8 protein-coding genes and 1 rRNA gene are annotated in these 12439 nt (G+C 38.2%); 7 read left to right on the forward strand and 2 right to left on the reverse strand.

Annotated features, from left to right (window positions below; translation table 11 throughout):
• The 5 genes from rrf to aceK form a co-directional block, all read left to right on the forward strand.
• Positions 1-90 (forward strand): 5S ribosomal RNA (gene rrf / locus ACPEH5_RS15490); the annotation flags it as partial.
• A gap of 1759 nt (positions 91-1849) precedes the next feature.
• Positions 1850-2779: a homoserine O-acetyltransferase MetA gene (metA, locus tag ACPEH5_RS15495; RefSeq protein ID WP_048608842.1), complete on the forward strand. Its 930-nt coding sequence runs from the start codon at positions 1850-1852 to the stop codon at positions 2777-2779.
• A 365-nt stretch (positions 2780-3144) separates the two neighbouring features.
• Positions 3145-4743: a malate synthase A gene (aceB, locus tag ACPEH5_RS15500; RefSeq protein WP_042848541.1), complete on the forward strand. Its 1599-nt coding sequence runs from the start codon at positions 3145-3147 to the stop codon at positions 4741-4743.
• A gap of 55 nt (positions 4744-4798) precedes the next feature.
• Complete coding sequence (gene aceA, locus ACPEH5_RS15505; RefSeq protein WP_042848540.1) at positions 4799-6106, forward strand: isocitrate lyase; 1308 nt, start codon at positions 4799-4801, stop codon at positions 6104-6106.
• A 107-nt stretch (positions 6107-6213) separates the two neighbouring features.
• Complete coding sequence (gene aceK, locus ACPEH5_RS15510; RefSeq protein ID WP_166687209.1) at positions 6214-7956, forward strand: bifunctional isocitrate dehydrogenase kinase/phosphatase; 1743 nt, start codon at positions 6214-6216, stop codon at positions 7954-7956.
• A 94-nt stretch (positions 7957-8050) separates the two neighbouring features.
• Here aceK and ACPEH5_RS15515 read toward each other — a convergent pair whose 3' ends face one another.
• Both ACPEH5_RS15515 and edd read right to left on the reverse strand, forming a co-directional pair.
• On the reverse strand, positions 8051-8692 hold the full coding sequence (locus tag ACPEH5_RS15515; protein ID WP_166686092.1) for a bifunctional 4-hydroxy-2-oxoglutarate aldolase/2-dehydro-3-deoxy-phosphogluconate aldolase: 642 nt from the start codon (positions 8690-8692) through the stop codon (positions 8051-8053).
• A gap of 27 nt (positions 8693-8719) precedes the next feature.
• Positions 8720-10570, reverse strand: a complete 1851-nt coding sequence (gene edd, locus ACPEH5_RS15520) for a phosphogluconate dehydratase (protein WP_166687210.1) — start codon at positions 10568-10570, stop codon at positions 8720-8722.
• 290 nt (positions 10571-10860) lie between these two features.
• Between edd and ACPEH5_RS15525 the strand changes: the two genes are divergently transcribed.
• Positions 10861-11682, forward strand: coding sequence for an N-acetylmuramoyl-L-alanine amidase-like domain-containing protein (locus tag ACPEH5_RS15525; RefSeq protein ID WP_226619013.1), 822 nt, complete (start codon positions 10861-10863; stop codon positions 11680-11682).
• A 448-nt stretch (positions 11683-12130) separates the two neighbouring features.
• On the forward strand, positions 12131-12394 hold the full coding sequence (locus tag ACPEH5_RS15530) for a helix-turn-helix domain-containing protein (RefSeq protein ID WP_173424841.1): 264 nt from the start codon (positions 12131-12133) through the stop codon (positions 12392-12394).
• Positions 12395-12439: the final 45 nt, after the last annotated feature.

The raw sequence follows: 12439 nt of genomic DNA on the forward strand, positions 1-12439 counted from the left end.
ACCTGACCCCATGCCGAACTCAGCAGTGAAACGCCGTAGCGCCGATGGTAGTGTGGGGTCTCCCCATGTGAGAGTAGGGAACTGCCAGACATTAAATTAGTGAGAAAGCCACCCATTGGGTGGCTTTTTTGCGTTTGGGGTTAGGTGATGAGGCGTGGCAGTGTGGAGCGAAGAGTGAGGTGTTCAGTCTCAGGGCGACTCTGATTGTGAGGGCTCTGCCTAGGGTAATGAGGCATTGAGACCACTGCATATTTTATTATCCTGTAGGCTAACTTCTAACTGCTTATGTCTAGCTTCTAAATTAACAGTCTGATTAGCAGAGGACTAGGTTAACCCCTCATTAGTACAGAGATATTCTTTTCCTGCCCATCTCGTTTTAACTTGTTTATTCCTTTATTCCTTTATTCCTTTATTCCTTTATTCCTTATGAACTGAGCGGACTCTGTTTTGTAACCCATCATCCTGATTTTTTATTCCTCAAGTTTTCGTCTGGCCGTGATTTGAGGCGGTGTTAATCCTCCCTCAACGGTGCAATAACATTGTTATGTTGAATAAGTGTGTGGAATTTAAAGTAGTAAGTAACAGCTCACCTATCGAGGTTGGTTTAACACATTGAGAAATAAAAATAAATCAATCAGCTAGGGGAGAGACTAAAGCTAGGAGTAGAGAGGTTTAGCATCAGCTCATCCGAAAAGTGTAATGATATTGGTATGGTGAATAGGTGTGTCGTATTTGAAGTGGTAAGTAACAACTCACTGAGTTGGGGGGAGCAAATACAGAGTGAAGCTAGCGTGAGCTTGGCTGTAGAGTAAGGACTGAGCAAGGCATGAAGAAGTTGGGCATCTGTTCACTCTGAATGCACTGTGATATGGATGTGTTGAATGGGCATGTCGGATTTAAAGTAGTAAGTAACAACTCACTTATCGGGGTGAGTTTAATATGCTGAAAAATAAAATTAAATCAATTACCTACGGGAGGAGCTAAGCTGGGAGTAGAGATGTTTGGCACTAGTTTATGCGGAAAGTGTAATGATATTGGTGTGGTGAATAGGTGTGTCGTATTTAAAGTAGTAAGTAACAACTCACTTATCGAGGTTGGTTTAATCCACTGAAAAAATAAGAATAAATTAATCAGCTAGGGAAAGGCTAAGCAGGGGGTAGAGATGTTTGGCTCTAGTTCATGCGGAAAGTGTAATGATATTGGTATGGTGAATAAGTGTGTGGAATTTAAAGCAGTAAATAACAACTCACTGAGTTGGGGGAGCAAATGCAGAGTGAAGCTAGCGTGAGCTTGGCTGTCGGGGAAGTATCGCACAAGGCATGAGGAAGTTAGGTATTAGTTTACGTGGAAAGTGTAATGATATTGGTGTGTTGAATAGGCGTGTCAGATCTAAAGTAGTAAGTAACAACTCACAAGTTTTGGGATATAGGGCATTTTAGAGCTTAAATTAACGACTACATATTATTTTAGTAATAGCTAAAGCTGCCATTTGATAATGACATAAAGACGTTTATTAAATAATTTTTGGTACAGTATTTTGAAATAATTTTGCGATGTATAACTAAATAATACAGTCACTGCTCAGCAGCGATGAATACTGCCCTAGTTTTACCTAATGCTTAAAACGTCTAAGTAGAATATCTATCTATAAAATATCACTATTGATTAAAAAATATATAAAATCAATACATTATAAGATAGGTATACTCAAGTTAATGCCATGACAAATGAATCTACGTGAAATTATTTCAATTAGTCTTGAAAAGCTCGACAAGGTAAGTAACATTGGTTAGATTATTTAGCATTCTAGAAGTCTAAACGTATAAAAGTATATAAAAGGGGATGAATGATGCCAATTCGTTTACCAGACGAGTTACCCGCAGTTAATTTCTTACGTGAAGAAAATGTTTTTGTCATGACAACGACAAGAGCTAGCCTTCAGGAGATCCGCCCCTTGAAAGTGTTAATACTGAATTTAATGCCTAAAAAAATAGAAACGGAAAATCAGTTCTTAAGGCTTTTATCTAATACACCATTACAGGTTGATATCCAGTTATTGCGTATTGACCAAAGGGAATCTAAAAATACTCCTACAGAGCATTTGAATAATTTTTATTGTGATTTTGAAGATATTAAAGATCAAAATTTTGATGGTTTAATCGTAACAGGAGCTCCGTTAGGGCTAGTTGAATTTACCGATGTATGTTATTGGGAACAAATAGAAAAGGTAATTAGATGGGCGAAAAGCCATGTTACTTCAACGCTCTTTGTGTGTTGGGCCGTACAGGCTGCATTGAAAGTTCTTTATGATTTGCCAAAATGGACTAGAGAAGAAAAACTTTCAGGCGTATATCAGCATGATACATTGGAGCCGTATGCATTATTAACGCGAGGGTTTGATGCTTCATTCTATGCTCCACACTCTCGTTATGCGGATTTTCCTGAAGAGCTTATCCGCAAGCATACCGATCTTGAAATTTTAGCCAGTTCAGAAGAAGCCGGTGCTTATTTATTTGCATCAAAAGATAAACGCTTGGCATTTGTTACTGGCCACCCTGAATATGATAGAGATACGCTCGCTCAAGAATACTGGCGAGATGTTGATGCAGGTATTTCACCAGAAATCCCATGTAATTATTTTAAAAATAATGATCCTAATAAAGGCCCAACAATTAGCTGGCGAAGCCATGGGCACTTACTTTTTTCGAATTGGCTTAATTATTATGTGTACCAGATCACACCATTCGATCTTACTCACATGGAGCCTACACTAGATTAAAATAAGGGATATTAAGCTTAAAATGTTTGTTATGTCACTCTAACTAATTATATTTAGCATTTTATTTAGATTAATATTCCAGAAAATTTACAATATTTAAAACTAAAGCAGCCATTTATGGCTGCTTTTTTTATTTTTGGGGTAAATTATTTAACAATTTTACTTTTTAGTAATTGTTTTATTTAACAAGTGCTTAACACTATTTATCTTGTTATAAGAATCGTTGTTCAAAAATAAATGATTGTAAAATGCCATTAATATCATAAAGATAAGGTGTATTTCATATAAAATGGAAACGGTTTTTGATTTATTTGTTATTTGATCGTAAGCTTAATTTATAGTCAGATGTGAATGAGGAAAGGTCAATGGAAAATCAATTGTTAATATCAAAGTTAGCATTTTCAAAGGAAATATCTCAGCAAGATACTAGGGTCTTACATAATGATTCTATTGAGTTTCTTTCAAATTTGGTTGAGGCGTTTTTACCACGTCGTGAAGAGTTACTAAAACAAAGAACCATAAGGCAACAAAAAATTGATGCGGGCGAATTGCCGGATTTTATTTCGGAATTTGATTCCATTAAAAAATCAGAATGGAAAATACAGAATATACCTGAGGATTTACGTGACCGCCGGGTTGAAATAACAGGTCCTGTCGAACGAAAAATGGTTATTAATGCTTTGAATTCTAACGTTAAAGTATTTATGGCTGACTTTGAAGACTCTCTTTCTCCCTCATGGGAAAAATTGATTGATGGGCAAATCAATTTAAGTGATGCAATTAATGGCGATATTTCTTACACCAATGAAAAAGGTAAGGTTTATCAGCTTAAATCTGACCCTGCTGTTTTAATTGCACGTGTACGAGGGCTACATCTAGACGAAAAGCATGTATCACTTGCGGGAAAAAATATTCCGGGGGGGCTATTTGATTTTGCACTTTACTTTTTTAATAACTATCAAGCGTTGTTGAAGAAAGGAAGTGGGCCTTATTTTTATATCCCTAAATTGGAATCTTGGCAGGAAGCAAAATGGTGGAGTGATGTATTTAGTGCTGCAGAAGATGCTGTCAGTTTGCCTCGTGGAACAATTAAAGCAACAGTTTTAATTGAGACTTTACCTGCGGTATTCCAGATGGATGAAATTTTGTATCACATGCGTCACCACATTGTCGGGTTAAATTGTGGTCGTTGGGATTATATTTTTAGTTATATCAAAACATTAAAAGAGCACCCAGATAGGGTACTACCCGATCGCCAAGTGGTTACGATGACCCAAGATTTTCTAAGTGCTTATTCACGTTTGCTTATTAAAACTTGTCATCGTCGTGGGGCTTTTGCTATGGGGGGAATGTCCGCATTTATCCCAAGTAAAGATGAAACAGAGAACCAAGCTATATTGGCTAAAGTAAGAGCAGATAAAGAGCTTGAAGCAAAAAATGGTCACGATGGTTCGTGGGTTGCTCACCCAGGTCTTGCAGATACAGTGATGGATGTCTTTAATCAAGTTCTAGGAGAGAACACCAATCAACTGCATGTTACTCGTGATTCTGACGAACCAATCACAGCGGAGCAACTATTAAAACCTTGCGCAGGTGAACGAACCGATGCAGGTATGAGAGCAAATATTCGGGTCGCTGTGCAATATATTGAAGCATGGATTTCAGGTAATGGGTGCGTTCCTATCTATGGGTTAATGGAAGATGCTGCTACCGCTGAAATTTCTCGAACTTCGATTTGGCAATGGATCAGGCATGAAAAGTCACTAACCAACGGCGAAAAAGTGACAAAAGCGTTGTTCGAAGAAATGCTAGATGAAGAGCTTCAAGTTATTCAAAAAGAACTTGGTGATAAGCGTTTTCAGCATGGTCGTTTCCGTGAAGCAGCGGAGCTAATGCGCCAAATTACGACACAAGATGAACTTATTGAGTTCTTAACTATTCCTGGTTACCAATTATTAGATTAGTAACAACAAATATAAATTCGATAAACCCTACATATTCTTATAAAGGAAGTTAATCATGACGACATCGCGCTTAGACCAAATTGCCCAATTAGAAAATGAATGGAAGAAACCACGTTGGAAAGGCATTAATCGCCCGTATTCTGCTGAGGAAGTTATCAAACTTCGCGGTTCTGTTAATCCGGAGCATACCCTTGCTCGTAGGGGGGCAGAGCGCTTTTGGGAACAACTGAATGGCAAATCTAAGAAAGGCTACGTCAATGCACTAGGTGCATTGACAGGTGGGCAGGCATTACAACAAGCGAAAGCTGGTGTTGAGGCCATTTATCTTTCTGGTTGGCAGGTTGCTGCTGATGCAAATACAGCCTCAAGTATGTACCCTGATCAGTCACTTTACCCAGTTGATTCGGTTCCTTCTGTCGTTCAGAAAATTAACAATACTTTTCGCCGGGCAGATCAAATTCAATGGGCGAATGGCATTGGGCCAGATAATAAAGAATATATTGATTTCTTTTTACCGATTATTGCAGATGCAGAAGCCGGTTTTGGTGGGGTATTGAATGCCTTTGAGTTAATGAAAAATATGATAGAAGCAGGGGCAGCGGCTGTGCACTTTGAAGACCAATTGGCTGCGGTGAAAAAATGCGGTCATATGGGCGGTAAAGTATTGGTTCCGACTCAAGAAGCTGTTCAAAAATTAGTTGCCGCACGTTTAGCCGCTGATGTCTCTGGTGTACCAACGATCCTGATCGCAAGAACTGATGCCGATGCAGCTGATCTTCTGACATCTGATTGTGACCCATATGATTCGGCATTTGTCACTGGTGAGCGTACTTCTGAAGGGTTCTTCCGGACTAACGCAGGTATCGAGCAAGCGATTAGTCGTGGTTTGGCATACGCGCCTTATGCAGACCTCGTGTGGTGTGAAACATCAAAACCAGACTTAGATGCTGCACGCCAGTTTGCTGAAGCAATTCATGCTAAATACCCAGGTAAATTATTGGCTTACAACTGCTCACCTTCATTTAATTGGAAGAAAAATTTAGATGATTCCACAATCGCACGTTTCCAAGATGAGTTGTCAGCCATGGGTTATCGCTTCCAATTTATTACTTTAGCGGGCATTCATAGTATGTGGTTCAACATGTTTGACCTTGCACATGCTTATGCACAAGGTGAAGGTATGAAACATTACGTGGAAAAAGTGCAAGAGCCTGAATTTGCGGCGATAAATAAAGGCTATACCTTCTCTTCTCACCAACAAGAAGTAGGTACTGGTTATTTTGATAAAGTTACAACGGTTATTCAAGGGGGGACTTCTTCAGTCACTGCTTTAACAGGGTCGACAGAAGAAGAACAATTCTAGTTAATTGGCTTCATTTCATTCGGTGTCCTTATTGGTTAGGTGTATCTATTAATTTGCAGGCACGTTGAGTGCCTGTTTTTTTTAAATTAGTTCAAATAGGAGCGAGTATGATACTCACGACTGAACAGATAATAGCCCAAACCATTCTACAAGGATTTGATGCGCAATATGGGCGTTTTCTAGAGATAACCTCAGGAGCTCAGGAAAGGTTTGAGCAAGGGGATTGGCATGCTATCCAACATGCAATGAAAAGAAGGATCCAACTTTATGATCACCATGTTGGTTTGGTTGTTGCCCAGCTACAATTCATGGGGTTAGTTCAATCTTTAACACCAAACAAACTATCAGAAATAAAAAATGTGTATAAAACGTTGTTGCCAGATTACCCACGCTTCGAGATAGCAGAAAGTTTTTTTAATTCAGTTTATTGCCGTTTATTTCAACACCGAGACCTTACACAAGATAACTTATTCATTTTTACTTCTCAGCCTGTAAGGCGGTTTTCTATTTCCCCTCGGCCATTGGCTTGGGAGTATCAGGTTGATGATAATCTGTATGGGTTACTATTTTCGATTCTAAGTGGGTTACCATTAAGAATAAAATGGCGAAATTTAGAGTTTGATATTCATTGTATTATCAATATATTGCACTCACGGTTTTCAGGATTTGAAAAGCGAAAAGTCTGTTTTCATATTGCCAATGAACTGTTTTATCGTAACAAAGCTGCTTGGTTAGTTGGTAAAATTTATATTGATGATGAAGTCTATCCATTTTTACTTCCCATTCATCATGATGATGATAAGCAAATTTACATCGATACCTGCCTCACCGAATTTGATGAAGCGAGTATTGTGTTTGGCTTTGCTCGCTCTTATTTTATGGTGTATGCACCTTTCCCTGCGGCATTAGTATTTTGGCTGCGGGAAATTTTGCCCAGTAAATCCATTGCTGAATTATATATGGCGATTGGTTGTCAAAAACATGGAAAAACAGAGTATTACCGTGAGTATCTTGCTTATATTAATTTTGCCCGAGAGCAATTTACGCTTGCACCAGGCGTTAAAGGAATGGTGATGCTTGTATTTACAGCGCCTTCTTTTGACCGTGTTTTCAAAATTATCAAAGATAAGTTTGCCCCACAAAAGGATGTCACGAAAGAAAGGGTGCAGGAATGTTATCGGCTTGTCAAAGAACACGATAGAGTTGGGCGTATGGCAGATACACAAGAATTTGAAAATTTTGTGATTGATAAAAGCGCTATTAGTGAAGAATTGATGACAGAGCTATTAAACGAGGCTCCTTCACAAATTGAAGATTTAGGAGACCAAGTGTTGATCCGCCATTTGTACATGGAAAGAAAGATGGTGCCTTTAAATATCTATATGGATAACGTAAATGAGGAACAGCTAAAAAGTGTTTTGAATGAGTATGGCTTGGCAATTAAACAGTTGGCGGCGGCGAATATTTTCCCTGGTGATATGTTATTTAAAAACTTTGGTGTTACGCGTCATGGTCGGGTTGTTTTTTATGACTACGATGAAATTTGTTATATGACAGAAGTTAATTTCCGTAAAATTCCTGTGGCATTATATCCTGAGCAAGAGCTCGCTAATGAGCCATGGTATAGCATTGGTGAACAGGATGTTTTTCCTGAAGAATTTGTTTCTTTTATTTGTCAAACGGCAGAAATTGGTGATTATCTGCGACGTTATCATGCTGATTTATTTTCGGCAGATTACTGGCAAAAGTTGCAAAAGCGAATTTTGGCAGGTCATGTCGAGGATGTTTATGCATATCGAGAAGAGCTACGTTTTTGCCATAGGTTTAATGAAATAGCTTATGATTCATGAGATAAAAAATTGATAGGGTTAAAGAAAGCTACATTGAGAACGACTCAGTCAGTAGTATCGAATCGTTCTCAACGGTAAATAGAATTTCGCTGTTTTAACGCTTTGCACCCAATACTGCTTCTTGGGCAAGTTGGGTTATTTTTTCGTAGTTGCCAGTAGTTAAAGCCTCTTCGGGCACTAACCAAGAGCCACCAATACACAGAACGCTCTCTAGTTCTAAATAACTACGATAGTTTTCTGGTGAAATTCCCCCTGTTGGGCAGAACTTTACGTGTGAGAAAGGGCCGGCAATGGCTTTTAAGGCTTTAACGCCACCATTCGCTTCTGCTGGGAAAAACTTGAATGCTTTCAAACCATAATTCATACCCAGCATTAGTTCTGAAACCGTTGAAATGCCGGGGATCAGTGGGATATTTCCTTGGGTTGCAGCACTCAATAATTCTTCGGTTAAACCGGGGCTAATAGCAAATTTAGCGCCAGCTTTTGTCACATCAGCAAGTTGTTTCGCATTGAGTACAGTCCCTGCCCCAACAATGGCGTCAGGGACTTCTTGAGCAATCAGGCGAATTGCTTCAATTGCACATTCGGTACGTAATGTGACCTCAAGTACATTAACGCCGCCTTTCACCAAGGCTTTAGCGAGAGGGACGGCTTGTTCTAGTTTTTTAATGACAATGACTGGGACCACAGGGCCTTGTTTGAGCACGCTTTCAGCGGTTATGTTCCAATTATTCATTTTTTATTCCTATTTAATACCAATAGATTAAAAATCAATGCTACAAGCACCTTCTTCTGCGCCAGACAAGTTTCTTCTTAATGCGCCAAAAAGTTCTCTGCCACAACCGCTACGTTCTGCGATTAAGTCCGGTTTGAAAGATTGTCGTTTGTTTAATACAGTGTCATCGACAAGTAATTGTAATTCACCAGTTAACGCATTTACTCTAATGATATCGCCATCTTTTACTTTTGCGAGTAATCCACCGTTATAGGCTTCGGGAGTGACATGGATTGCGGATGGAACTTTACCTGATGCTCCTGATAGCCGGCCATCAGTCACTAAGGCAACTTTATAACCTTTATCGATAAGCACCCCCAGTGGTGGCATTAATTTATGAAGTTCAGGCATCCCGTTAGCGGATGGGCCTTGGAAGCGAACTACGATGATACAATCTCGATTAAGGTTGCCTGACTCAAAGTGTTTTGCGATATCATTTTGGTTATTAAATACTACAGCAGGCGCTTCAATAATTTGATTTTCTTCCGGGACCGCGGACGTTTTCATCACAGCACGGCCTAAATTACCTGAGAGTAATTTAGTACCTCCATGGGGTGAAAAAGGCGTGTCAATTTCAGCAATAACATCTGTATTGAATGAATGTTTGGGGCCTTCTCGCCATTCAAGTTGCCCGTTATTTAACCAAGGCTCTAATGTGTAACGCGTTAAACCAAAGCCTGCTACAGTATGAACATCTTGGTGTAACAAGCCTTTTTGCAGCAGTTGGTGGACTAGTAATGCGACGCCACCTGCGGCTTGAAATTGGTTGATGTCAGCTTGGCCATTAGGGTAAATTCGGCAAATGAGCGGTACAATTGCAGAAATATCAGAAAAATCATCCCAGTTGATAATGACCCCGGCAGCTCTAGCGATGGCAACAAGGTGCATCGTTAAATTGGTAGAGCCGCCAGTTGCTAGTAAGGCAACAATGCCATTGACGATAACTTTTTCATCAATGAGGCGACCAATTGGTAAATAATGGCCAGATTGCTCGGTTAACCGGGTAATTTGCTGTGCTGTTGCATCTGTTAGCGCATAGCGTAATGGGGAATCAGGGGGGACAAACGATGCACCTGGTAAGTGTAACCCCATGACTTCCATAATCATTTGGTTTGAATTAGCGGTACCATAGAATGTGCAGGTACCAATACCATGGTATGATGCTGCTTCAGCTTCTAATAACGCAAGTCTATCGACTTTTCCTTCCACATACAGTTGGCGAATACGTACTTTTTCTTTATTCGGTAGGCCCGTGGCCATCGGCCCAGCAGGGACAAATATAGCAGGTAAATGCCCAAAAGAGAGGGCTCCAAGTAATAAGCCTGGAACAATTTTATCGCAAATACCCAAATAAAGAGCGCCATCAAACATATTATGGGATAAACCAATTGCTGTAGACATCGCGATGACATCTCTACTTAGCATAGAGAGCTCCATCCCATCTTGCCCCTGAGTTACACCATCACACATGGCAGGGACACCAGCTGCAACTTGCCCAATAGAACCCGATTCAAGTAACGCTTTTTTTAGTTGTTCAGGGTATTTATCATAAGGTCGGTGAGCAGAAAGCATGTCATTGTAAGAGCTGATGATAGCAATATCAGAACGCGTCATACTTTTAAGGATCTGCTTTTCATCATTTTGGCAGGCAGCAAAACCATGAGCAAGGTTACCACAAGCCAGCGAGGCTCGATGGACAGTTGTACTACGAGCACGTTCAATTTTATTGAGGAAAGCTGCTCGAGCTTGTGCAGAACGAGAGATAATGCGCTGTGTAATGCGCTCAAGTTCCTCATTGAGTGCTGGAGATTTTGTCACTTCAGAGATATTAGAACTCATGGTAATTGCTCCATCATGCAGACCTATAGTCAATTAATCTGCAAGTCATGTAAGTTGTGCTTATCGTTATACCTATTCCAGATAACGTTACAAAATAATGTTACCGGTAACATTGTTAAATGAAAATAGAACAGTTGCAATATTCAAAATGAATATTTGAAGTTATATGTGATCTTAATCAAGGTTGACTATGGAATAAATCGAACAAGAAATGGACTAAAACTCATGCTATAGTCATTAAATAGAAGCAGTTGCCTGCAAAATTAAGGTAAATTGGGAATATTGTTAATGTGTATACTAAAAATTCAAATAGTGGGCGAATGCGTCGCTTAGTTACTGCAACCTTGATGTTGCTAATGGTTAATTATGTCCAAGCTCAGGTAGTGTTGACATCGGGGTCGCATAAAATTTTAACCAGTATATTCAACCAACAAAATGAAATGCAGCGATATCATTCAACATCGGCAGAAAAAATTGATGTGCTCACTCAGTATTTTTTAAATACCCCCTACGATAAACAAACGTTAAATATGAGCCCACTCTTTGCTGAAAACTTAGTCGTTAATTTAGAAGCGATGGATTGTATGACCTTTATTGAGTACGTTGAGGCATTTAAAGGGGCTGAAAATAGTGCACAATTTTTTAGGAACCTGACTAGTATTCGTTATTTTAATCAAGATATTACATACAAAAACCGCCGCCACTTTTTTTCGGATTGGGCACAAGGTGATAGCGCGGTTGCAGAGGACATTACGGCTAAAATTAGCCCATATGCCGTTAACGTTTCTAAGCAGCTTAATTTAAAAGGTAATCGAAAGACGTATATTTTAGGGTTGCCCATTACCTATAGAGATATAAACTATATTCCATCTAAACATATAGATAATGATTTGATTAAAAGGCTTAAGACCGGTGATTATATTGGTGTGTACTCAACGAATAGAGGCTTGGATGTTAGTCACGTTGGTATTGTAATACAAAAAGGAAACAAAACAATTTTTAGAAATGCTTCTTCATTACGTGAAAATTTCAAAGTTAGTGATGTTGAATTACAGCACTACATACAAGGAAAAGAAGGCATTATTGTATTTAGGTCAAAAATAGATTATTAATCTGTTAATTGGTGGTTATTGAATTGAAAAATGAACTTTTGACCTAATTATATTGTATAAATATGAGTTAATCTTTGTTTTTATATGGTTTAGCTGCGAATATAAAATATATTTTAAATTAAAATATTCTAAGAATTGAAAAACATAATCGTTTTTATTGGTTGCTAATTATTTCTAGTGACATTTAAAGTGTAAAATTATATTAAATTATCGATTTGATCAAGAAAAACCAACAAAAGAAATTATGTAATTAAGAAGTGAAAAACTTTTTATAAAGCAATGCATTGCTACATAAATAATACAAAGGTCTCATTTTTTTGTATATAAAAAACATGTTTACCTATCAATTGATATGTATTTGATTGTTCATAACTATTTTAAATGATGAAGATTAATTTTATAATGAATATTACTAGCTAAAAATTTTTTTTCTTATTTAGGAGATGGTATGCATATGCATATAGTTAAAAAGGAAAATATTTATGCTTTATTAGGAAATTATTTACGAAAAGCTAGGGTGAGCAAGGGGTTATCAGGCAATGAATTAGGTTCGGTCATTCATTTGAGCCAGCAGCAAGTATCACGCTATGAACTAGGGATTAATAAATTAAGTTTAGATAAATTAATTGAAATTGTCATTTTTCTCGATATTGATATTAACGAAATAACTAAAATTATTTCTAAACAGGTAGAGAATGAAAAAAAGAGTTAGATGGGGTTAGTATCTTTATTTTGGTAAGTTTTTATAACTATTTTA

The organism is Providencia sp. NPDC089933 (genome assembly GCF_049545585.1).
Classification (GTDB): Bacteria; Pseudomonadota; Gammaproteobacteria; order Enterobacterales; family Enterobacteriaceae; genus Providencia; species Providencia huashanensis.

Excerpts from the sequence above, each read along its gene's own strand:
- edd (WP_166687210.1), bottom strand. The coding sequence starts at position 10,570 with ATGAGTTCTAATATCTCTGAAGTGACAAAATCTCCAGCACTCAATGAG.
- ACPEH5_RS15530 (WP_173424841.1), top strand. The coding sequence starts at position 12,131 with ATGCATATGCATATAGTTAAAAAGGAAAATATTTATGCTTTATTAGGA.
- aceA (WP_042848540.1), top strand. The coding sequence starts at position 4,799 with ATGACGACATCGCGCTTAGACCAAATTGCCCAATTAGAAAATGAATGG.
- metA (WP_048608842.1), top strand. The coding sequence starts at position 1,850 with ATGCCAATTCGTTTACCAGACGAGTTACCCGCAGTTAATTTCTTACGT.
- ACPEH5_RS15515 (WP_166686092.1), bottom strand. The coding sequence starts at position 8,692 with ATGAATAATTGGAACATAACCGCTGAAAGCGTGCTCAAACAAGGCCCT.
- aceK (WP_166687209.1), top strand. The coding sequence starts at position 6,214 with ATGATACTCACGACTGAACAGATAATAGCCCAAACCATTCTACAAGGA.
- aceB (WP_042848541.1), top strand. The coding sequence starts at position 3,145 with ATGGAAAATCAATTGTTAATATCAAAGTTAGCATTTTCAAAGGAAATA.